This window comes from Croceicoccus estronivorus (assembly GCF_001625325.1).
Lineage (GTDB): Bacteria > Pseudomonadota > Alphaproteobacteria > Sphingomonadales > Sphingomonadaceae > Caenibius > Caenibius estronivorus.
This window is the reverse complement of sequence record NZ_JRQQ01000018.1, coordinates 1-22,098: the sequence shown is the minus strand read 5'-3', so window position 1 is coordinate 22,098 and position 22,098 is coordinate 1. Positions and strand designations below refer to the sequence as shown.

Sequence of the window (22,098 nt, the reverse complement as noted above, 5' to 3'; positions counted from 1 at the left end):
CGCTCAAAAGAGCGCGAGCTGGCGGGACGCTGCTTCGGATTTTCGCCATGCAGCGTTGCGTGAAAGTTCCTCGATCCAAGCCTCGACATAGCTTTCAGGTCCACCGAAATTGTCCACCTCTGACGGGTGGATGAAGTGGGAGCGATAGCCAGTTTCGGTGATCGGGAGCGGTGCGCGTGCAGGTGAAATGCTTTCCACCTCCAGATGCGCCATCCCTCGGCCATCCTCATAGGCGAGGTAGTCGCGGCTCCAGCGGATTTCGATTTCGATGCCGTTCCAGTTTTTGTGAATGATTGCGTAGTCGGTGTTCATGTCTGCTCGCCTTTTGTTCGGGTTCGTCCGTTCGACGGGAAGACCAGGACGGCAGGGTTCAAAGGGGCAGCGTCACCCGTGCTTGCCACGGGGAAACGGCCAACACGGGAGCGTTAGCGAATGGATCGGGCAAGCCGTTGACGGTGTTCCTGCCCTGCCAACTTTCCCGTCAATGTGATCGGGCGCACCCGAGCGGGGAGCAGACTTCGAATATGGGCCGACAAGCGGCCCCTCCCATGAAACGGTATCGGATAATTGAAAGGCGGCCCTCAGGCCGCCTCCCTGATGTCATTCGAGGTCAGGCTCAGGAGGTACTCGGCAGCCTTGTTCGCAGCACTGGCCGCCGTGAAGATCGCCTTGCGGTCGCCTTTCAAAATGCGCAGCCAGTGTCCGATATAGTCGGCATGATCGGTACGGGGTTCGACCGTGATCCCAAGATCGCCACACAGGAAGGCAGCACCCAACTCGGCAACCATCTCTTCCATCGCATAGGCATCGTCGCCAAAGCGTTCGCCGAAAGTGCGCGCCAGACGATGATCTGCTCCCGACCAGTGGGTCAGCTCGTGCAGCAGGGTTGAATACCAGCCCTCGGACGCATCGCTCGTAGCCGTGCCCGTGAAACGGAAACGGTCGGGCATCGTGATCGCATCTTCCTTGATGCTGTAATAGGCGCTCGATCCGCCCTCGCGGATAACAGCACCCGATGCAGCAATCACTTGCTCGGCACGCTCGCAGGGCGAGATAGGATCAACACTCGTGTCAGGCTCGTCGATGACATATCCATCGACTTGCGCGACGTTGAAGACACGCGATGCGCGGGCAATGAAACGACGCTGGAATCCATCTTCGGATGATCCGTCAGCCTGATCGTCAGGCTCGATATCTTTGTAGAAGATGATGAGGGATGATTTCTCACCCTTGCGGACTTGTGCGCCACGATCCTGCCACTGGCGATAAGTTCCCCAGAGGCCGTGCGTGTATTCGGCGCAGTAGGCGGAAGCCCAGAGGGCGACAGTGTTGACGCCGCGATAGGCCTTGCCGCTCGAAACGTTGATCGGGCGCTCAATCAGGCCGCTTTGCGAATGCCAGGGCATTTGCGGATTGTCGGCACCTGCTTCAATGGCGGCGATAATCTGGTCGGTGATGGCGGTGTAAACGTCGGTACGTTCATGTGATGAAGTAGTCATGTCCTGATCTCCTTTCGCTGTTCCTGAGGACGCGAAGGGACCAGGCTGGGGTCATGAGACGGCTCGTCAGCCGTTAGGCGAAACGGACAACACGGGAGCCGAAATGCAATGCAGGCGAATGGATCGGGCAGGCCGTTGACGGGCCGTCGGCCTCAGCCATGTTCGCGGCTGAATCTCAGGGGTTAGCGCAGAGAGAGAAGCGGCTTAGCTCTTCACTTCCCGTACTGCTTGACGAGGAAGTCCAGCGTCATGTTATCTGTGATCGCATCATGCGGGATCAAGACATACCTCCATGGCTTGCCGCCATAGGTTCTGGCGTGCTCGGTCGCCCAAGCGCACCATTGCACTGCGACGTCCGCTTTCGACAGCACGTCCTTATCCGACATCTGTGTGGCCATCTTCGGCTCCAGCATCAAGATCGTGTCGTTCGTTTCGGCTACGAAGTCAGGCTGATATTCAAGATGGTCTGAGCCGCTGCGATAATACATCTGGAACTGCCCCTTGGCAGGACGCAGCCATTTCAGAGCTTCCCGCTCAAGAATGACGGCAAGGCGACGTTCGCTGTCCGAATGGAATTTGGTCACGTCGGACAGGCATTTGGCAAAACCTCCGAAGAGATAGCGAGCCATATTGCTCTTGTCGGCGGGTGGGACACGGTAATCGAGCGGTGGTTCGTTCAGTGCGGTGTATGCCGTCTCCTTGAGATCGGTGAACCCTTGACGCACTTCATGGTGATACTCGACGGAGTCATCCTTCCAGAAGTGATCTTGCATCTGGGCGTGAACTGCGCGCGCGATTTCGCGTTGGTGCAATGCAAGCACCTGTCCGGCTTCATCGTCTGATAGGTAGGTGCGAAGATGATTTACGACCTGTTCGCCAAGATCGTACAACAAGTCTGCGTGATCGTCGTAGGCGATATCGGGAAAGTCGATCAGTCCGCTAACGACATAGTCTTCCAGGCGGCTTTCCAGCAGGTTTCCTTGCGTCAGACCGACGATATCGACCTGTTCGGTACGCAGGTGCTTTAGCCAAAGCTCTTCGCTGGGAGCCGGATACCTCATACCAGAAAGATCGAGCTGGAATGGCTTGAAGCCTGCCTTTACCTCGCCCTTAGGCATGACGGTGATGCGCGGGATGTCGATGGTACGTTCGACTATCAGTTGTGCGGTCGCGGCGATGACCGCTGCGATATCAGGCTCGGGCTTGGCCATCCCCTCAAGCTCAAGCTGGGGTGGCTGATACTGGCTGCGAACTTCCTTGAGCACTTTTTCCTGAATTTCAGGACGCGCGAGAAAGGTAGTGCTCGGCACTTTTTCTGGCTGACGAGACAGCTTGCGGAATGCCTCGTAGGCAAGTTGCGCGACGCGCACTTCGGCAGGATCAGTGAAAGCTGGCGGGGGAGTCGGTGCACTCGACGCGGACGCGCCGCTGCCCGTTTGCGGGGTCTGCAACCCGAGTCCTGTCAGGATTGACGGCGATGCGACGACTGTCCTTGTCTTCTGCTGCAAGTCAGATTCTTCAAGGATCAACTGCTTGAGGCGGATGGGCGAATTCGGGTTGTTCGCCTCATCTACGATCTCCTGAAAACGATCATGGGCAACGATGTTCAAGCGATCCACTGCGGTCACGCCCGTTCGCTTCCCATAGGGCAACCGCAGGCCACGCCCGATGCTTTGCTCGATCAGTGTGCGAGCGTTTGCGGCGCGAAGTGGGATGATCGTGTAGAGGTTGGTAACGTCCCAACCTTCTTTCAACATGTTGACATGAATGACAATCTCGACCGGATTGTCATTGTGCTCAACGGTCAATAGCTTCTCGACAGTCTCTTCTTCCTTCACGCTGGAATCGACCTGGATCACCTTTCCAGCATACCGAGCGTTGTAGAATTCGTCAGACTGAACGAACGCCATCAGTTCGGCTGCGTGCGTCGTGTCCCGAGCGATCACGAGCACGAACGGCTTGACGATACTTACACTATTCTCGCGGGCGTAGGTTTCCAGCTCGACCTTCACACTTTCGTGGAGGCGGATGCCGTCATTGAGCTTCATTTCCTCGATGGCTTTGGGGGACTTGCCAGCAGGATTGAAATCCTTGCGCGTGACAACCGCAGGTTCCTTGACAAAGCCATCCTCCATCGCGCGGGCGAGAGGATAGTCGAAGATGACATTCTCGAACGCGACGGGGCCGCGCGTGCCTTCGGTGAAAGGGGTTGCAGTCAGCTCCAGACCGAGGACAGGCTTCAACTCATTGATCGCGCGCATCCCCGCTGTCGCCCGATAGCGATGGGATTCGTCCATCAACAAGACGAGGTCTGGTAAGTTAGCGAGATAGTCGAAATAGCTCTCGCCGATTTCCTCGCGGAAGGAACGGATACGGGGCGAGCGCCCGCCACGCACTTCCGATGAGATTTTGGCAATGTTGAAAATGTTGATCGTCGTCGGGAAAAGTTGACCACCCGATGCAATCTGACGCTCATAGGTCTCGCCGGTCGTTAGCACGGGCGGCGATATTGCGAACTCGGCGATGCCCTTGAACACGTACTTTGGCGTGTTGGGCGTAAAGTCATCGATCAGCTTGTTGTAGATGGTGAGATTCGGCGCGAGCACGAAGAAATTTTCAATGCCGTGCGCGATCTTCAGATAGGTTATGAACGCGCCCATCAGGCGGGTTTTGCCGACGCCGGTTGCGAGTGCAAAACAGAGCGAAGGGAAGTCCCTCTCGAAATCACTGACTGTGGGGAATTCACTATGGATCACCTCTAGCGCTGCATCGAGATCCGCCGCCTTTGACGGCGGCACGATCTCGGACACGCGGTCAAGAATTTCCAGGCTTCGGCGCTGCGGCGGGCGAAGGCTCAAACGTGCGGCAATAGCATTGACGTGTCGGAGATTGCTCATGCTGCACCTCCATCGTCAAACAGACCTTTTTGATCTGGCAACGCGACCAACTCTTCCTCGGCCATTGGCAGATTCACAACATTGAGGCTGTAGTCATCATGCCCCCATTCACACTTGGCGCGTATGTGGTTCGGAATCTTGCGAAGCGTGAGGTTAGGCCACTGATCGGCGTTTCCGCGCCAAGCCGAGCATAAGATCATAAGTGTCCGCTTATCACCTACCTCGCCGCTGAGTGTCGCAAGCTCCTCGGCGCTGAGTGTCTGAGTTGTCACGTAAATGAAGTCAGACTCCGACGAACGACCTTGCTGCCAATATATTTCGGAGCTGGGCTCGTAGGTGAAGCCTTCAAGCTTACAAACAGCCTGCGCGAGCATATCGGCGTTGTACTCACTTGAAATGACCTCACGCCCCCATTTGTCCTTCGCAAGCAAGGAAGGCGCGAGTTCATAGTAACGAAATCCGCCGCCGCCCCTCCAAGCTACTGACTTAGATATTCCGCCGAGGTCATCACCATCAATAACTTTCCGCAAACGAGGTACGATGTGGGACGTGCAATGTTCGCCAAGTTCTACCATTATCCAACGGCGCCCCAGCTTATGTGCAACTGCCCCCGTCGTTCCCGACCCAGCGAATGAGTCGAGCACTAGATCGCCTGGCTTAGTGCACATTTGGATGACACGCTTGACCAAGGCCTCAGGCTTCTTGCCGTTGGGGAAGAGCACGCCCCCTTCTTGACCCACGCCCCCAGTTGTCTTGATGTCAGTCCAGAAGTCTCCAGGATTTCGTAACAAATTTTGATCTGCAAAAATGACCTGGATTCGCGGCTGTTTTGCGGAATCATCGAAGTCAGTCTTATACAGATAGACTAATCCACGCGCCGATAGACCAGCGGCAATTTCTTGCGCTCTTTTTGGCTGCGCCTTCGCCATCGCTAAAACGCTTGAAGAACCAACCGCCTGAATGATGCGCCAAGCATTGTCGAATTTGAAAGCTTCTTGATCAGATGCCTTGATCCCATGCTCACGAAAATAACTGGAGAGAGTTTGAGTGGCGGCATGTTCCAATAGGGAATTGCAATGTGCGATTGAACTTTGATCGTTCGACTCTCTAGAGCAAATGTCTTTTATCGAATCGATATCTTCTCTTGATATATCTGTAAGTAGGGTTTTGTATTCGTCATTCCATGCCCCAGCAGGCACGCCTTCCATTTCGAGCTTCGGCGTAATCTCTTTCCTGTAAACTAGAATATATTCTTTAAGCTTGGGGAGCTTTTTGTCGACGTGCGACATCTTCACGCCGGAAGCTTCGCTCATCTTTACTGCAATTACATTTATTCTATTATTTCGTCCGAATATTTCGTCCATCATGACGGTTAGATATGCCATCTCGTTGTCGTCGATCTGAACAAACATCAATCCATCATCGGCAAGCAGATTCCGCAATAATTCTATGCGATCCCTCATCAATCCGAGCCAGATGCTATGCTCTAGTCCATCATCATAGTGCTCGAAGGCGCTTCCGGTGTTGTAAGGGGGGTCAATGTATATGCATTTTACTTTGCCAGTGAAATCACCTTCTAACGCCTTAAGCGCCAACAGATTATCGCCGTGGATCAACATGTTATCGAAGACGTCGGCGTCAGTTACGCGCGTCGCGGCGTGGTAGGTCTTCGACGGGTCTTCGATCAGAATACGGGGTTCCAGCCGAGGCCGGTTATCCTTGCCCACCCAATTCAGTTCGAGTTTCTGCCGTTTTTTCATGCGAGATCACCAATTTGCGGGGCTTGAGTTGCAAGGAATCCAAACAGGCGCAGCGGATAAGCGTCATTACCTATGGGCAATGCGAGCAAAGGGGGCAGCGCCGGATTGTTTTGAAGGCCGTAATGCGCAGTCATCATCGAGCGGATGATGGCACTGACATCGGCCTGAGTCTTAAACAGGTTGCGGGGATTTCTGGTCGCCGTCAAGGGCTGGGTCTCAGACCATAGCTGCTGACGGAGAGTGTCTAATTCAGCACCGACTGCCGCAGCAATCTTTTGCGAATCCAAGGGGGGTACGCCCGCAATGGCGTCCCTCATTCGCTTCATCATCACAAAGGCAACTGCATATGCGCCATGCCTGTAGGTCAGGCGTTCCATTTCGGTGGTAGCTCCAGCCACCTCCTCGCTCATTCGTGTTGCTAGATAGCGGAATGCGAGAACAGCATTGCGAACCGCGAATGCGGTCAATGCTGGAGTGAAGATATCTGAATACGGGTAGTGACCAACTTTTTGGAGGCTCGCCGCATTGCGCTTTGCCATGACCGGCAAGCGGGGATCGGGCGGCAGCATCGCCAAGGCGAAGGCCGCCTCTTCCGCACGAATAATCGTTCGATCTGCGGGGTCGAGAGCTTCGGCCTGGTAGGCGTAGCGATAGCCCAGCAATGCAAGCTCGCTGCGGAGACGTTCTTGTTCACCGTCCAAGGCGATGAAATCGGCCTTGCCAACGTCGTTCTGATGGTTGCGTGCTCGGGTGACAGATTGTCCGAACGCATTTTCGGTGTCGGCTGCGATCACCGTGATTAGCACGCGCGCGTTCGCAATGCTGGACGCATCTGCCGCCGACATTCGCCGCGCCGCCGTGGCAACAGTCTGCGCGCCATTTACAATGGATAGCTTCTCGATCTTGAAGCTCTTTGACGCCCGATTGCCGCCCCGACCCTGCACACTGCTGCACAGCGCCGTCACGCCATTGTTGAAGAACTCGAAATCTGCCGGATTGGTTTGAAGACTTGCATCAATTGCGCGGTTCACGTCAGTCTTATGGCTTAGCGAAGAGCGGATATTCCGTGCGTATAAAGCCCGTCCATATTGCAGGTGGAGATTGGCCAGCTCGCTGAGCTTGGCCATGCCGATATACGCGGTGCGCGTGCCTGTGAGCTTCGACCAGTCTGTGAGAGTGAGCCTGCAATCTATCCGCTCGTGGGCATTTACCGAACGCAGGGTGGCGGTGATGTCGGCTCCAGCAAAGTCAATGACATCAGGGGCAAAGCGATCTTCGCCATGAGCGGGGTCAGAGGTAGTGTCAGCGAGCGCTTGCTTTGGATATTGTCCTAATGCCTGGCCTGTGTGGGCGACAACAAGTTGAATATGCTCACATTCGTCGAGGGCGTTGTCGATTTCAGTCTGGCGGTCAATTACGTTCTGATTGAAGCCGGAATAGTCCATGGCAACCAGTTTGCGGATGCCTTGGCAAAAATTGTTGGCTTCCTCTTGAGAAAACTCGTCTGACTTCTTCAGCTTGCTCTGAATCAGGAAAAGAGTCTTGAGGTCAGTTTGGTAGTAGATCGCGTCGATGCCGAGATCGCCGAAATCATCAACCACCGATGCGCAGGCATCGGCGATGCTTGCACCGCAGTGGTGGTGGACGAAAAATGCGCTTAAGGAACGGGCAAGATTCTTCTGGTCGTTTTGCGCTGCATCGGGAGATGGCAGAAGCAAGGGAGGTAAGTTTCCCGCATAGACCTCGGAGAGGTGGTTTTTGAGAAGAGTAAGCTGAGCGGTTTCCATGGCTTTCCTAGCTCGGCCGCTTCAGGGGATGCAGGCGACGTGAATCGCCATTATTCCGCCAATAGCTGCCGGATTTATCGCTACTCGGCCAACCGTGTTCTGGATGGGTCAGAGCATCAACGAGTTGTACGACTTGCTTTGCGAAGCCAATCGCATCGGTATCCAAGAGTTCAAACGAGATGGCCTTGAAGTGGGCACCAAACGCATTCCGTGCCTGTGCAATGCGGGTGAGTTCGTCCAGCATCGGTTTGAGCAAGATTATCTCATGTGACGGTGCGCTTGCGTCTGTCAGGCCATCGCGCAATTCAACTTTGAGAGCGTCGCGAAGCTTATTGTCGATAGCGGGAAGCAAGTCACCAAGTGTATAGGCAGCGCCCTGACGACGCGGAACTCGGCATTCATATTTCTGTGTGAGATAATCCAGCACAGCTTCAAGGATCACACCAGCCTTACTGCAAATCGCCTGCGGATCGACCGGCGATTCAGCGAGCAGGTTTTTGAGACGGTCGATCTCGGGTAGCGAACTAATCAGACGGATGCCGTCATCGATTGCCCAGCCTGTCAGCTCGACGAACTGGCAGGCCTGTCCAGGCTTGAGCCATCCCCAGCGGTATTTCTCCCGCCATGGACGGTAGTGCGTTGTCACGATGGTATGTCGGAAATTCTTGCTGACCTCATAGATCATGCCGATGACACGCTCGACATGCGGCTCGTCCACGCTGCCCAGCACGTCATCAAGGATCAGGACTGTTTCCTCGGGACGATCGCGCGCGGCTAGTGCGAGGAATACGCATAGACCTAGCGTATCGAGATGCGATTGGCTGAAATATGCTTGCGGTGGCACATCGAAGCCGGAGAAGTCGGCTTTTAGCATGATGGAGGCGCGCCTCTTGGGATCAAGCTCGAGGGCAATAGTGTCCAACCCCTCGCCAGGGTGAACCAACTCGTAGAGCTTGCCAACTTCCTGCGCGATTTCGGAAACAATGGTATCGGTGAATATCTGTCGCTCGTCGGTGCACTGGCTCAGCGCATCATTAACCTTCGGAATTAGAGCCGAAAGCTCGACGACCTTTGCAGAGTTGACATCATAGCGATCAGACGCGGCCTTCAGTTGGGTGAGAAACTTGCTTTCGTCGCGCCAGCCCGCTTCGGTCGTAGCCCACGTTGCTGCGGTTTCATCGTTAGCATCAAGCCATGCAGTCAACGCATCGGCATCACTTGGCGGTGCGATTGGCAAAAGTGAAACCTGCGGACTCCAGCTATGCCCAGTCTGCGCCGCGCCGAAGGTGCCTACAGCCTTAGCGAGATCGTCGGCAGTAAGTTTCAGTGCCTTCTCTGCATCTTGTAGGGCGGCATGCTGTTTGCGCCATTCAGCCGTTGCAAGGCGCAAAGTCTCGAGTTGCTCCAACCGCGATTTGATTGCCGCATGAAGGCCAGCGGCATTTTCGCCGCTTTCACAAAGAGGACACACTTCGGTATCGGAATGCTGTGTCAGGTAAGCGTCGCCAACAGACAGGAGCGCGAGAGTGTCGCCAGCCCCGTCTCCTGCCGCACTTATGGCGGCGAGCTGGGATTGATCCGCCGCGTCGGCTTTTGCCTTTGCGGAGACGACTGCCTCGTGTTTGGATTTTAGATTCGCTGGATATGGGCGCAACGCTTCATAGCTTGAACGAAGTTTGGATATTGCCGCGATGTCGGCTTCCAGCCCTGTCGTCGGCTGCGCAAGCTTCTGCTTCGCCCATGTGTCGGCATTTAGGCCTGCGGGGCTATTGGCTGCCTCGTAGAAGCCTTGTAACGCAGCGAGGTTTTCTGCTTCGGCTGTCTTCGCCTCCTTTTGCTCCGAAACCAGTGATTTGCTGAGCTGTCGGAGCGAATCTTCGGAGCGTTCAAAGGCTTCAATATCGATGAAGCGCTTGATCTCAGCATAGCGCTCAGCGGCTTGCGCCTGGATCAGATTCAAAATCTGTTGGTGGCGCAATATCTCAATGCGAGGGCGCGCGCTTATTGGAGAGACGGAGACCTTCTTGTCGGCAATCGTGCCAGTGCAATTGGCGGCTGCCGTTTCGAGAACTACAGACAAGTCGGCTGCGGTCTTGCCTGCCGTCGGCCAGTATTTTTCCAGCCCCTTGCCCATGCCTCGGTTTTCGAGGGAGCCGATACGCTCAGAAGCGAGAAATTCAAATGCATCGCAAATCGTGGTCTTACCGGTGCCGTTTTCGCCGTAGATTAGCGTGAGCTTCTTGCTCTTCTCGAACGTGAGTTTGAATGTTTTGGCTGAGCCGCGAAATGATGTCAGTGTCAGCGATTTGAGGGGGGCGGGTGAGGTCATGAAGCCTCTCCTTTTGCCGCGCTCAGCTCGATTTCAAGCCGCCAATCTTCACTCTTCAATGTTCCTGATGCAATCTTGGAAACAAGGGCATCACGCTTCTCACTCCGGAGAAGCCCTGCGCAGATAAGTCGGTCGACTACCTTTCCAGCCAAGACATCCGAAGGAGATTTTGCATCGGTCATACGAGACTCCAGCGAATTGCAAAAATTTGAGACATTTCGATGTTCTGCTGGAGACGACTCTCGACATCCCCGATCAGTGTCGATTTGCGTTCGTCGATCTCATCTTGTGCATCGAACAGTGACTTACGCTTGTTGTTGCGTTGAGATTCAAGTTCCTTGATGCGCTTCTGGAAAGAGAGCTTTTCCTCAAGCGTTGACGCCAAAGCGGAAGTGCGACGTGCCTCCTTTATCGTACGATCAAGCTCCTTAATGTCGAATTCGAGCGCCGATTTCATATCGTCCGCCCAACCTTCTAGTTTATCCAGTTCCTCATCGAACCACTTGGCCTGCCGAACTGCGAGAGCATCGACGATGGCTCGTTGCTCGACATCTACTGCTTCGGTCACTGCCGTCGGCAGCGCAAATGACGCCTCGCTGAGTTTCTTCGCTGGAAGATCGAATAGCCGGAGTGCGGCTTTGCCATCGATCCTGCGTCCATCATCGGTGATGGCTGTTAGGATGATATGATCTTGGTCGTCGGAGCCGCGAATGGACATTTTATGTGCTGCGAGTGTCCCGCGCGATCCAACAAAAGGCTCCAGCGCAACCGACTTCTGCGCCCATGCTCCGTAATCAAACTCGAAGCTCGCGCCTTCCAATTCACGCGACGCTGCATCATCCAAAATGCGTTGCGCCAAGGGATGGCCAAGGCGATAGCGGTGGCCATCCAAGCCCTGCTTTGTCATGAAGTACTGCCCAGGAGGCGCCATGGTGCCTGAGGGCACCGAATTCAGGTGAAAGCTGAGATAATCGTCGTCGAATTTGGCAAGGTTCGCCAGTTCGTGTTTGGTGACATACCAGAGCATACGCGCATAACGGTCTATGTACTCTCGACTGCGATCCATGTTCATCTTGAGTCGGTCGTGAACCTCGGCGTCAAAGTTTTCGAGGAGCTTGCGGCGCGTGTCTTCCATGGTGACATTGATGTTCTCATCCATGTCGGCACGCAGCCGCTCGAACTGCGTTTCGATATCCTCGGTCGTGCGACAATTCTGGTAAATCGACACAATGCGCTTCTCGAATTCCACGCCGGATTCGATGGCTCCAAGAACCTCATCTGACGCGCCAAAGACGCCATCGAAGAGCTTAAATTTCTCGGCGAGGAGCTGATAAACCCGTTGGTCGGCGGCGTTGTTTTTGTTGAGAAAGTTCACCACGACGACGTCAAAGCGTTGGCCATACCGATGACAGCGTCCAATGCGCTGCTCAATCCGCTGGGGATTCCATGGGAGGTCATAGTTGACCACCATGGAACAGAATTGGAGGTTGATGCCCTCTGCCGCCGCTTCGGTTGCGATCATGATCGATGCCGTTTCGCGGAAATAATCTACAAGCGCCGCACGCATATCGGCTGTGCGTGATCCAGTGACACGGTCTGTTCCTTCGTGTCGCTCAACCCATGCCGAGTAGATTTCCTTGGACTGCGCATCTGCGTTGGAGCCGTTGAACAAAACGAGTTCGTCGCCAAGGCCATTCTCGGTGAGCAGGCGGACTAGATATTCCTGCGTCCGGCGAGATTCTGTGAAGATGATTGCCTTGCGTGATCCACCAAGTTCGGTTGCCTTGCCAAAGCCCGTCTTGAGTGCGCTGAGCAGGGCTTGCCCTTTTGCATTTTCCGTGACGGAAACTGCTAGGTCACGAAAGGCTCGGAGGTCGTCGATCTCGGCTTCGATGGCGGCGATGTCATCTGCTGTGAGAAGCTCCTGCTCCTCATCATCTTCCGTCCATTCATCGACAATCTCGTCATATTCCTCGAAGTCATCCGCGATTTCCGCTTCAAATTTCTGGCGTAATGAGGTGTCGTCGCGAAGCTGCCGCTCAAGCTTGCGTGCTAGAGTGTCGAGTGCGCCAGCGATAGCGAATGTCGATGAAGCGAGGAGCTTGCGCATGATGAGGGTCATCAGCGTGCGCTGACTGGATGGTAATGCCTGCAATGATGGCCGTTGCAGATAGCCTGACACCATGTCGTAGAGGGATTGCTCTGCCTCTGTTGGCACAAACTCTTGAGTAATCGGAATTCGGTTGGTGTACCGAATGTATTCGAGAACCTGACGGCGCAAAGTGCGGTGGCATATGGGGCGGAGTCGCTCTTTCAGCTCATCAAACTGGCCATCGGTCAAACGCGCATATTGGGAGCGAAAGCTTTTGGCGTCCCCGAATGCATAATCGTCGATCAGGCTAACCAGGCCATACAATTCCATTAGCGAGTTTTGGAGCGGCGTTGCCGTTAGCAAAACCTTCGGCACATTCGCGAGTGCAGCTTTGAGTGTACGGCCAATTCGGTTATCCGGTCTGTAAACGTTTCGCAGCCGATGCGCTTCGTCGATGACGACCAAATCCCAAGGAATTGTCATCAGCTCTTCTGCGTGACGAGCAGCAAACTGATACGAACAAATCACGATATGGGACTGCTCGAACGGGCGACGTACGCCCTCCTTCTTCAGTCGGTTGTAGTTCCGTGCTTCGAGAATGCCTGTCGGAAGGAAGAATTTTTCTTCGATCTCCTGCGACCACTGCTTGCGAAGGTTTGCAGGAGTAATCGCCAGAATGCGGCGTTTCCCTTCCGTCCATTTTTGGGCAAGCACGAGACCCGCTTCAATGGTCTTCCCAAGGCCAACTTCGTCAGCAAGAATGGCTCCTTTGGAGAGTGGTGATTTGAAGGCGAACAGAGCCGCCTCAACCTGATGCGGATTGAGGTCAACTTGCGCGTCAAGCAGCGTGCTCGCGAGCTTTTCGGAGTCTGCTGTGGAATGGCGACGACTTAGCTCATGCGCGAAAAGCTTTGCATGATACTCAGTCGTCGCAATCTGTGCTGCCCCCATGCCCCTCTCTCACTTTGGTGTCGATCCAGTTCTCTACGTCGGTTCGCTTGAAGCGCCATGACCCTCCGACTTTGAACCCTGGGAGTTTCCCAGCCGCCGCGAGCTTGTAGGCCGTTTTCTCGTTGATTTTGAGAAACTCGGCTACCTCGCGCATCGTGAGAATGTCGGTTGGCATCGCGCCTCTCCGCAAACGAGGTCACCACTATAGCGAAAATTGGAGAAAATCCGAGAAAATATAGTGAGCTATCCACGAGTGAATGGCGTTTGCCGTCGGTGTCCAGAGGGGTGGCGTTAGCCCCTTTGGTCGCTTCCACGGGCGATCCTGTGGCGGCATCCAATCGGCGAACGGTTGGTCTCGATGAAATGGTCGATGGGGTCGAGGGGAGCTATGAAATGCTCCCGCGCCCTCGCGTGGCACGCGGCTGGGTTCAAAGGGGTCAGGCACGCCCCTTGTCGATGGGGGAAGGCATACGCTCGTATGCCTGGCGGGGAGAGCCGAAGTCTCCCCGATGGCGCTGAAACGCACCTGGCCTGGCTGACCCAATGTCCGGCTGAAAAAGGTTGTGAAGAAGCGCCATATAGCCGGGAGGGATGCAACGGGAGGCGCGCAGCGGGCCGCCCTTGCCAAGGTCTGCCTTTGACAAAACAAAAATCAAAATTTTTCGTTTTGTAATACAAAGGCACACCTTGCGGAACGTGCTAACGCATAAAACTGGCTCAAAACCAGCCTTGGGGACGCTCGACCCTCCACACCCCTATATACCGAAACTCGCCATATCGAAACGTATCGGCATGGAATTACCGTATCCGTCCTGCCATGACGCTGTAACCGTATTGTGACGCAATGCGGCAACTATCAGCCGCTCTTCCCCCCAACTCATATGCAAATAACCCGCAAAGCCCTCCCCAGAAGGAGGGCGCCATGCCGAAGACCAATGAACTGACTGTCGCGATGGTGGGGAAAATCCTGATCCTCAACATCCTGTTCCATGTGCTTTCGGGCATCTTCACGGGAGTCTGGATATCAGACCTCGTGGCCCCGACGGGCGAGATGACCCTGCTGACATGGCTGGAAACGGTCATGTCGGCGGTCGCGATTGCGGCGGGGCTTTCATACGGCTCCTACATCGCCCTCACGCACATCCCGACGCTGCCGCGAGCAAAGCGCAATCAGGTGATGGGGATTTTCGTCGCGGCCTATCTCGCGGTCGCGGTCATGCTCGGGATCGCGTCTTCTTCCGTTCTCGCCTCGGCTTCGGGCGAAGTCGCACACATGGAAGCGAGCCTGACCGCCCAAGCGCAAGCAACGCAGGCGCGCCAGCGCGCTGCCGCGTCGCTCATCAACCGTTCGTCGGTGATGAACGATTGCGAGAGTTCGGCTGGCAATATGAGCGTGCAGGAGGTCGGGACGGGCGTCTATAGCGGCGAAGGCGGCAACGTGGGCCAAGTCGCGACGGCTCTCACCAATATCAGCGAAGGCTGCGCCAATGCGCGGGCCGCGATTTTCGCCAGCCGTGCAAAGCTGGAACGGCTGTTCTTCAGGATCGACCGCCTGCTGATCGATACCCGGCGCGTCATCGACAGCGACATGGAGCGCCACGAAAAGCTCGTTGCCGTGCGCAAGAACAGCGAGAACTTCACGCGGCTGACGCGGGAAGTGAACGACGCGCTCCCTGTCGAGGCGATGCAGGCGGTCGCGGACGCGATGCGCAAGGACTGGCTCGCGGCAGGATTGCCGCCGTCCGCCGCCGCTGCGATCACGCATAATTTCGATGGTATGGCGGAGGAATTGACCGAAGGGCTGGATGATATCGCAGCCCTGAAGGAAGAGCCGATCCCGACCATGCCTGTCGTGTCGAACATGGCCTATCTCGCGCTCTATCCCGAAGCGACCATCGCGGCGATTGCGATTGGCGCGTGTATCGAGCTGATCCCGCTTGGCGGAATCCTGCTCGGCTTCGTGATGGTCACGCACAAAGGGTCGGGCGGCGGAGGTAGTCAGCCAATGCCGCCTGCCGCTCCAAGCCCGCCACGTCGGGTTGGGAGACCACGAAAAGCCTGAACGGAGTGAGGCGACGGTGATGCGGGGCGCTGGGGACAGCGCCCCGCATTTTTGTTACCACCAGCTCGTATAGAAGACGTCCAGCCCGTCCGCGATGGCTTTGCGTGCCTTCTCGACGAAGGCGAGATCATCCTCGGCCTCGCTGCCGTCGGATTTTCCGAAGAAGAAGCCTTGGGTGATCGGCAGTGCGTTGCGTCTGATCGCAAGTTCCAGTTCGTCAAGATCGCTGGACGTGAGGGCAACGGGAACACAGTTGAAGTTTTCGCTGCTGCCTCCTTTGGCGTAGTAGAGTTCTTCCATCCAGCCATGCAGGTCCGGGTGTTTGCGCCAATAATGGAGGCGGGCTTCATCGGGGAAGATGTCGATGTCGAAATCAACATCCCGATCAAAGAGGTTCGCTGGCGCGGTGTAGGCATACATATCAAGTCCCATAATGGTCTCCTTTTCATTGCACCGCCCGACCTTCGGGCGGCTGATGGAGACCTGCGGCCCACGCCGTTCTTCGTGCGGGCAACGCCCCAACACGGGGCACGTCAGTGCAGTGGTGCGGGCCGGGGCTTGCCCGCCTTAACGAAGCGGACGGGGGCAAAGGGTGACGTGAATTCAGCCGCCGATTTCAGAGGTCGTGAAAAAGGACGATCCATTCGGAGCATGGGAGTCTGGGCATCCTGCCAAGGCAAAGGAACCACAGATTGCGACGACACAGAAAACACTGTATGAAGTCGAGGGGTGTTTTTAAGGACGTAAACGTGGGCAAGAAATCGACAAGTGCCAGTCGCAAAATTGTTACGCTGGCTGACGTTGCGAAAGAGCGAGACGCCGCATCGTTGGATGCGCAACGCCGACGCAAGCAGAGTGTCCGCCTTCAAGACTTGATACCGGGCCTTGACGACCCAGATGAAGCACGCCGTCACAAGGCGCGGATGGAAGAAGTCCGCAAGGAGTTCGACGGTGGGGACGCAGCATGGCCCGAAAATGATGTTCTCACATCAAAATTTTATAGCGAAACTTTAATAAAAATATTACAATTCCAAAGATTGAAGGATTTTGAGGACAGATTTATAGAATTGATGAAGTCAGTAGCGAAAGAGGCTATCGACGGCACCTCGCTTGACCAAAATCTTCCTGATGCAATCGAGAGCCTGTTAAAATCTCACTTCCATCGTGCTCACGAGTTAAGCAAGCCAGAAATCCCAACTATCAAATATCGCCCCCGCACAGACAAGATTATTCCATTCCTATACCTTGTGTGGTCAGAGTGGATCGCTAGCGGTCATTTCACGAAGCAGGTCTTGAGGCAAAACGACAGGCCTGCCTACACAGCCCTTCAAAACTGGCTTCGGCACAATGAGATGCCGACAGTCATCGCGGCTCGAAATTATTGGGAACTGAATGATGAGTTCGTCCAGCGCGAATGGTTCCACCGCGATGAAGTTCCGCGTGCTGCTGGGGCACTCTATCGCCGTACCCCCGAAGATTAAAACATCGCTCGCGCACAAGCAGTGTTGACGAGCAATCTCGAATCACGCATAACCTCTTTCTGAGAGGTGGCCATCCCTCGCTCAGATGCTTCAACGGGTGAAGCGTCTCACAATCCCGCTTTTCGCGGGTGATACGGGAGTGAAGCGATGGCTATGCGTGATGGACGCGCCCTTCGGCGCGGAGCGTTGACCGCTGATCGGCGGGTTTATCCGGCACAGAACGACAATGACCTTCCGGCTTGCCGGAATATCCCTTCCTGCGCCCATTGGGTGTGGAAGTACTGGTCGCGTTGCGTGGCCTGCCCTTGGCAAAGGGAGGGACGAACGTGACGGACTGGCTGTCTCCAGAAACGCTCCACGCGCTCGCCGCGAACGATAACGACCTTGAGGGGATCGTCCGCCTTCCTTCACCTTCAAAACTGCTGACCAAGGCAGCCGTATATCGACTGGCGATAGCCTATCGTGCGCTGCTGCCATGCAGCCGTCGTGGCTTTGCCGATCTGCTCTCCGATATTGTCTGGGAGTATGAGGGCATTGTTCTCGATACCAATGGGCGCAGGATCGACCAGCTTGCGATCTGCGTCGATACGATCTTGCGAACCGACGAAGACCCAAGCAACTCGTGGCTTGGCGGCTTCCTGAGATTTGCGGTGTATCAGCCCAGACAAGCCCCGCAAAAACGCACGCTGCCGCGATTGGAACTGCTCTATCTGGCGCTGGCGATCCGTTACCCCAACGTCGCGGCGCGGGTCATCGCATGAATAATGGGTGGCGTGGGGTTTCCCCCACGCTGCCACCCTAAATCCGGCTCCTGTCTGGTGAGAGCCACCAGACAGGAGCTTTTGCCATGAGCAATCCCCAATATTCCATAGACTACGGGGGCGAAGCGCCCCAGCAAGGCGGGATGGCAACCCTCCCGCCGCAAGCGGCAGGCCAGCCGTTTCAGACAGTCATGCCACCACAGAAGAAGCGGATTTCCGCTGGTGCTGGCATGTTCTTCGGCATCATCCTGTGCGGCGCGGCGCTTTATGGCGCGGAGATGTTCGCGCCGCCCGATTATCGCCCTTCGACCATCACTGGCTCCTATGGCGGACGCTATGCGGCAGAGATCAAGGCGCATGATCTGGAAACGCAGGCCGCGTTTCTCGATTGGGCCGAAGAGGTCAAGGTCAGCGTTGCCCAGCAACAAGAGCAATATCGCGCAGCGGCACAAGGCATCCTCACCAATTATCAGGCCGCCTATGATCGCACCCGAATTTATGCGCAGACGACCGCGCAACTCCAGCAGGACTATGTACATCAGCGCACCGAAATCGCCCGCCAGCAGCAGGGAACCGATGCGCTGGTCATCAATCTGGCGCGACTGTGGGGGCGGGTTGCCAATGTCATCGAACCCGGCGGCGGCGATGACGCGCTCGCCTATGCCGACCAGGTGGGCGGTCAGCTTCAACAGGAACTGACCTCGGCAGTCCAGAATGGTGTCACCGTCTCGGTCGAGGGCTGGGATACGGGACTTCCACCCCCCAGCGCGGTTCAGGCCGATATCGACAGGATGGCACCGATCCGCTTTCCCGACCTTCCCGAGATCAGCCGCGATGCGCAAAGCGAGGGAGGCGAATAATCCCATGCGGATCGAACAGATGGCAGCATTCCTCCCGCGTCTCTTCTCGATGACGCGGGAGATGGATCGGGCGCAGCGCGAAGAGGAAGCCCGCGAGCGGGCCGCGTGGCAGCAATATCTGATGACTATTGCCGCACCTTCCGGGCAGCTCGGCGATGGGCGGCTTGCCAGCCTTGATGATCTGAAAGCCGCCGGTCTTCTTGAGACCAGCGGCTTGTTTCTCGGTGCGCAGCAAGGGCGGATGCTGTTTTTCGGTGGCGACGGTCATCTCCTGACCTATGCCCGCACGGGGTCGGGCAAAGGGCGAGATCTGGTTCTTCCCAATCTCGCCCATGTCCGTGACCGCAGCCTGATCGTCGTGGACGTGAAGGATGGCGAGAACTGCTTTGCGTCCCGCGAGCATCGCGGGGACGGGCTTGGCTCCCCTTGCATCTACCTCAATCCGTTCAACCTTCTCGGCCTCCCCAATACCCGCATAAACCCCTTGCAGGTGCTGATCGATATTGTCCGCGACGGTGGCGAGATCGATACGCAGGCGGACGAGATCGCCCAGACCATCCGCCCTATGAACCCGCGTGAAGGGGATGGCTGGGTCGGTAAGGGTTCGGTGCGGCTTATCTCGATCCGCGCCGAATATGCCGCGCATTTCGATCCTGCGAATTGCACGCTCGGCGGTTTGTGGAAATTCGTGAACGCGGGCAATGACGAACTGGAACGCGAGTTTCAGATGATGGCGAGTTGCGGCATTGAGGGGATAGCCCGCAAGGCCGCCGCAATGGGCGCAACCTATGCCGATGCACCCAAGCAATTCGAGGCCTACAGGTCGGATGCTATCGAAGCCCTTGCCGCGTTCGAGGTCGGGAAGACACTGGACCGCGCCACTTCGGCGCATGATTTTGACTTCGGACGGCTGAAACATGAGCCTTGCACCGTCTATCTCATCACCCCGTCAGATAAGCTCGGGGTTGCAGCCCCTTGGGTCAGCCTGATCGTCAATTACGCCATAGAGGCGATAGCCCGCGAGCGGGGCGGCGTGCGGACCTGTTTCCTGCTCGATGAATTCCCGCAGCTTCCGCCTGCGCCCGCGATACTGAAGGCGCTGCGCCTCTATCGCGGCAAAGGCATTCAACTCTGGTTCTTCGCGCAGGGCCGCTTCTCGATGGAGGGGCGCTGGTCGCAGGACGCGGTGAAGGAGATCGAGGATCAGGCCTCGATTCTCAACATGACGGGGATCGAAGACCCGTCCATGATGCGCGACGTGGAGCGGTGGTCGGGCAACCGCACCATTGTGACGAGAGGTCAGAATATCGGCGGCGGTGCGGTTGAAAGCGCCGGAATCAATCGCGGCGAGAGCCGCCGTCCTGTTCTGCAAGCGGAGGATATTCGCGGCATTGGTGCTGGGCGGCAAATCATCAAGGTTGCGGGCCTGCCGCAACTGGTGGTGTGCGACCGCCTGCCATTTTACGAAGTCGATCCGTGGAAAGCGCAGATTGGCGATGTGCGCCAGCTTCACCAAGGCGGGTTCTGACCACCGAACCTCGCGAATTCTCAACTTCGATATGGGCGGCCAAGAGGGCTATCCCGCTCATACACATGAGAATCCACTAATGTTCAATATTATCAAAAGTTTGCTTTTCCCCAACTTCCTGCGGTAAACTGAAATCTTGATAGTGAGGATTGCTGCGGTCGGCGCGGGAGAAACGTGGTGTTTCCCCCAGAGACAGCCAGCAATCGGCATATCTCAATCCCCGCGTCTTGGTTGAATCAACTGCTGCTTCACGCAGCGGAAGGGGACATGCGGGTGTCGCTGCTCACGCCGGAACAGATGGAACGATACCGCAAATGCGTTGCGGATATTGATATTCCCGATCACGAGAAAGACGAACTCATTGGGATCGTCGCGCAAATCATGGCGCATTTCGTCGATGCGGCTTTCGGCGAAACATCCGAGCAATTTATTCTCTCAGCTAGGGAAAATGGCGCTTTTCCAAGCTCTGCCGAGTGTGGTAAGCTTGGCGATATTCCTGAAAAACAAAGAGTTGACCTCGGTTACGAGGGCGCGAGCAACATAAGAGAACCCTAAGAGGGCAAGCGCCATGACCGCACAGACAAACAAGAAAGCCGTGATTTATTGCCGAGTTAGCTCGGCGAGGCAGGTCACGCATGGAAACGGGCTCGAATCCCAAGAGAGCCGCTGCCGCGAATTCGCTCAGTATCGCGGCTATGAGATCATTCAGACATTCAGCGACGATATGTCGGGCTCGGTCATTGGCCGCCCTGGCATGCAGGCCATGCTCAAATTCCTGCGCAGCAACAGGAAGAAAGAGCTCGTCGTCATCATCGACGACATCAGCCGCCTTGCGCGCGGCCTTGAAGCTCACCTGCAACTGCGCGGCGCAATCGCTTCGGCGGGTGCGACGCTGGAATCCCCGTCCATCGAGTTTGGCGAGGACTCAGACAGTGTCCTTGTCGAAAACCTGCTGGCGAGTGTGTCGCAGCATCAGCGCCAGAAGAATGGCGAGCAAACCAAGAACCGCATGCGCGGGCGCATGCTCAATGGCTATTGGGTATTCAAAGCCCCGTGGGGCTATCGCTTCCAGCGCCAATCCGGCGGCGGCAAGCTGATGGTGCCAGATGAGCCGTTGGCCTCGATCATCAAGGAAGGCCTCGAAGGCTTTGCCAGCGGACGCTTCGCTTCTCAGGCCGAAGTGAAGCGCTTCTTTGAGGCGCAGCCTGAATTTCCGAAGTGTCGGCATGGCGTTGTGCTGAACGAGCGCGTCAATCAGCTCCTCACGCAAACGCTGTTCTCAGGCTATCTGGAATTCCCTGAGTGGAATGTCAGCCTGCGCAAGGGGCAGCATGAGGGGCTTATCAGCCTCGAAACATTCGAGCTGATCCAGAAGCGCCTCAAGACCAAGGGCTATGCGATCACCCGCAAAGACCTCAATGAGGACTTTCCTTTGCGGGGCGTGGTCTGCTGCGCCGATTGCGGCCATCCCATGACCGCTGCATGGTCAAAGGGACGGAATTCCCTCTATCCCTATTATATGTGCCGCCAGCGCGGCTGCACTGGCGAGAAGAAGTCCATTCCTCGTGCACGGATCGAAGATGCGCTGCACGATATGGTGAAGGCTCTTACGCCTGCACCGTCCCTCTTTCGACTGGTCAATGAGATATTCCAGGACTTCTGGAAGAAGCGCGCCGATGCTGGCCGTGAGCGTATCACTCAGATGCGCGTCGAAATTGGGCAGATCGAGCGCAAGCTCGCTCAGGTCGTGGATCGGCTTGTCGAAGCCGATAGCGGAGCGATTGTGCGAGCCTACGAACAGAAGGTCGATGAACTCGAACGCCAAAAGCTAATTCTGGCCGAAAAGATCGCAAAATGCGGCACGCCAGCTCGCGACTATCAGTCAACTTTTCAAACCGCTCTCAAATTTCTGGCAAACCCTTGGAATCTTTGGGAAAGCGGTCGGTTGGAAGACCGCCGCGCTATGCTCAAACTGGTGTTTGGCGGGAAGATCGTATTCGACCGTTTTGAGGGCTTTCAAACCCCCGAAATTTCCTTGCCATTCAAGGCATTAAGGGCGATTTCTGGCCCCGAAAAGGAAATGGTGCGCCC

17 protein-coding genes are annotated in these 22,098 nt (G+C 56.1%); 7 read left to right on the top strand and 10 right to left on the bottom strand.

Features of this window, described 5'->3' with window-relative positions; genetic code table 11:
* Positions 1-3: 3 nt before the first annotated feature.
* The 9 genes from MB02_RS17205 to MB02_RS17165 all read right to left on the bottom strand — a co-directional run bounded on the left by MB02_RS17205 (position 4) and on the right by MB02_RS17165 (position 13,490).
* Positions 4-312: a hypothetical protein gene (locus MB02_RS17205; RefSeq protein ID WP_067540831.1), complete on the bottom strand. Its 309-nt coding sequence runs from the start codon at positions 310-312 to the stop codon at positions 4-6.
* Positions 313-581: 269 nt separating this feature from the next.
* On the bottom strand, positions 582-1,499 hold the full coding sequence (locus MB02_RS17200) for an ArdC family protein (RefSeq protein ID WP_067540828.1): 918 nt from the start codon (positions 1,497-1,499) through the stop codon (positions 582-584).
* Between the two features lie 212 nt (positions 1,500-1,711).
* Complete coding sequence (locus MB02_RS17195) at positions 1,712-4,396, bottom strand: DEAD/DEAH box helicase (protein ID WP_067540825.1); 2,685 nt, start codon at positions 4,394-4,396, stop codon at positions 1,712-1,714.
* Entirely contained in the window at positions 4,393-6,156 is a 1,764-nt protein-coding gene (locus MB02_RS17190; protein WP_067540822.1) for a site-specific DNA-methyltransferase, read from the bottom strand. Before MB02_RS17190 ends, MB02_RS17195 begins: the two co-directional genes overlap by 4 nt.
* Positions 6,153-7,943, bottom strand: coding sequence for an AIPR family protein (locus MB02_RS17185; RefSeq protein WP_067540819.1), 1,791 nt, complete (start codon positions 7,941-7,943; stop codon positions 6,153-6,155). The genes MB02_RS17190 and MB02_RS17185 overlap by 4 nt, the downstream gene beginning before the upstream one ends.
* Before the next feature lie 7 nt (positions 7,944-7,950).
* The gene (locus MB02_RS17180; protein WP_067540816.1) at positions 7,951-10,272 is read right to left on the bottom strand and encodes an ATP-binding protein; all 2,322 of its coding nucleotides are present in this window, start codon (positions 10,270-10,272) and stop codon (positions 7,951-7,953) included.
* Positions 10,269-10,454, bottom strand: coding sequence for a hypothetical protein (locus tag MB02_RS17175; RefSeq protein WP_067540813.1), 186 nt, complete (start codon positions 10,452-10,454; stop codon positions 10,269-10,271). The genes MB02_RS17180 and MB02_RS17175 overlap by 4 nt, the downstream gene beginning before the upstream one ends.
* Positions 10,451-13,315: an SNF2-related protein gene (locus tag MB02_RS17170; protein WP_067540810.1), complete on the bottom strand. Its 2,865-nt coding sequence runs from the start codon at positions 13,313-13,315 to the stop codon at positions 10,451-10,453. Before MB02_RS17170 ends, MB02_RS17175 begins: the two co-directional genes overlap by 4 nt.
* Positions 13,287-13,490: a helix-turn-helix domain-containing protein gene (locus MB02_RS17165; protein WP_067540807.1), complete on the bottom strand. Its 204-nt coding sequence runs from the start codon at positions 13,488-13,490 to the stop codon at positions 13,287-13,289. The genes MB02_RS17170 and MB02_RS17165 overlap by 29 nt, the downstream gene beginning before the upstream one ends.
* Positions 13,491-14,237: 747 nt before the next feature.
* Here MB02_RS17165 and MB02_RS17160 point away from each other — a divergent pair.
* Complete coding sequence (locus tag MB02_RS17160) at positions 14,238-15,377, top strand: hypothetical protein (protein ID WP_067540804.1); 1,140 nt, start codon at positions 14,238-14,240, stop codon at positions 15,375-15,377.
* 54 nt (positions 15,378-15,431) lie between these two features.
* On the opposite strand, the gene MB02_RS17155 is transcribed toward MB02_RS17160, so the two are convergent.
* Positions 15,432-15,809, bottom strand: a complete 378-nt coding sequence (locus tag MB02_RS17155) for a phosphoglycerate kinase (RefSeq protein ID WP_067540861.1) — start codon at positions 15,807-15,809, stop codon at positions 15,432-15,434.
* A gap of 317 nt (positions 15,810-16,126) precedes the next feature.
* Between MB02_RS17155 and MB02_RS17150 the strand changes: the two genes are divergently transcribed.
* The 6 genes from MB02_RS17150 to MB02_RS17125 all read left to right on the top strand — a co-directional run.
* Positions 16,127-16,858 carry a hypothetical protein gene (locus MB02_RS17150; RefSeq protein WP_156495578.1) on the top strand — a complete coding sequence of 244 codons (732 nt, stop codon included), beginning with the start codon at positions 16,127-16,129 and terminating at the stop codon, positions 16,856-16,858.
* Positions 16,859-17,097: 239 nt separating this feature from the next.
* The gene (locus MB02_RS17145) at positions 17,098-17,619 is read left to right on the top strand and encodes a hypothetical protein (RefSeq protein ID WP_156495577.1); all 522 of its coding nucleotides are present in this window, start codon (positions 17,098-17,100) and stop codon (positions 17,617-17,619) included.
* A gap of 86 nt (positions 17,620-17,705) precedes the next feature.
* Complete coding sequence (locus MB02_RS17870) at positions 17,706-18,479, top strand: hypothetical protein (RefSeq protein ID WP_067540795.1); 774 nt, start codon at positions 17,706-17,708, stop codon at positions 18,477-18,479.
* Between the two features lie 4 nt (positions 18,480-18,483).
* Complete coding sequence (locus tag MB02_RS17135) at positions 18,484-20,007, top strand: type IV secretory system conjugative DNA transfer family protein (protein ID WP_170304780.1); 1,524 nt, start codon at positions 18,484-18,486, stop codon at positions 20,005-20,007.
* A gap of 267 nt (positions 20,008-20,274) precedes the next feature.
* Positions 20,275-20,562, top strand: a complete 288-nt coding sequence (locus tag MB02_RS17130) for a hypothetical protein (protein ID WP_206598608.1) — start codon at positions 20,275-20,277, stop codon at positions 20,560-20,562.
* Positions 20,563-20,575: 13 nt separating this feature from the next.
* On the top strand, positions 20,576-22,098 hold a 1,523-nt coding region (locus MB02_RS17125), incomplete at its 3' end, for a recombinase family protein (RefSeq protein WP_067540786.1).

Excerpts from the sequence above, each read along its gene's own strand:
- MB02_RS17205 (WP_067540831.1), bottom strand. The coding sequence starts at position 312 with ATGAACACCGACTACGCAATCATTCACAAAAACTGGAACGGCATCGAA.
- MB02_RS17200 (WP_067540828.1), bottom strand. The coding sequence starts at position 1,499 with ATGACTACTTCATCACATGAACGTACCGACGTTTACACCGCCATCACC.
- MB02_RS17195 (WP_067540825.1), bottom strand. The coding sequence starts at position 4,396 with ATGAGCAATCTCCGACACGTCAATGCTATTGCCGCACGTTTGAGCCTT.
- MB02_RS17190 (WP_067540822.1), bottom strand. The coding sequence starts at position 6,156 with ATGAAAAAACGGCAGAAACTCGAACTGAATTGGGTGGGCAAGGATAAC.
- MB02_RS17185 (WP_067540819.1), bottom strand. The coding sequence starts at position 7,943 with ATGGAAACCGCTCAGCTTACTCTTCTCAAAAACCACCTCTCCGAGGTC.
- MB02_RS17180 (WP_067540816.1), bottom strand. The coding sequence starts at position 10,272 with ATGACCTCACCCGCCCCCCTCAAATCGCTGACACTGACATCATTTCGC.
- MB02_RS17175 (WP_067540813.1), bottom strand. The coding sequence starts at position 10,454 with ATGACCGATGCAAAATCTCCTTCGGATGTCTTGGCTGGAAAGGTAGTC.
- MB02_RS17170 (WP_067540810.1), bottom strand. The coding sequence starts at position 13,315 with ATGGGGGCAGCACAGATTGCGACGACTGAGTATCATGCAAAGCTTTTC.
- MB02_RS17165 (WP_067540807.1), bottom strand. The coding sequence starts at position 13,490 with ATGCCAACCGACATTCTCACGATGCGCGAGGTAGCCGAGTTTCTCAAA.
- MB02_RS17160 (WP_067540804.1), top strand. The coding sequence starts at position 14,238 with ATGCCGAAGACCAATGAACTGACTGTCGCGATGGTGGGGAAAATCCTG.
- MB02_RS17155 (WP_067540861.1), bottom strand. The coding sequence starts at position 15,809 with ATGGGACTTGATATGTATGCCTACACCGCGCCAGCGAACCTCTTTGAT.
- MB02_RS17870 (WP_067540795.1), top strand. The coding sequence starts at position 17,706 with ATGAGCAATCCCCAATATTCCATAGACTACGGGGGCGAAGCGCCCCAG.
- MB02_RS17135 (WP_170304780.1), top strand. The coding sequence starts at position 18,484 with ATGCGGATCGAACAGATGGCAGCATTCCTCCCGCGTCTCTTCTCGATG.
- MB02_RS17130 (WP_206598608.1), top strand. The coding sequence starts at position 20,275 with ATGCGGGTGTCGCTGCTCACGCCGGAACAGATGGAACGATACCGCAAA.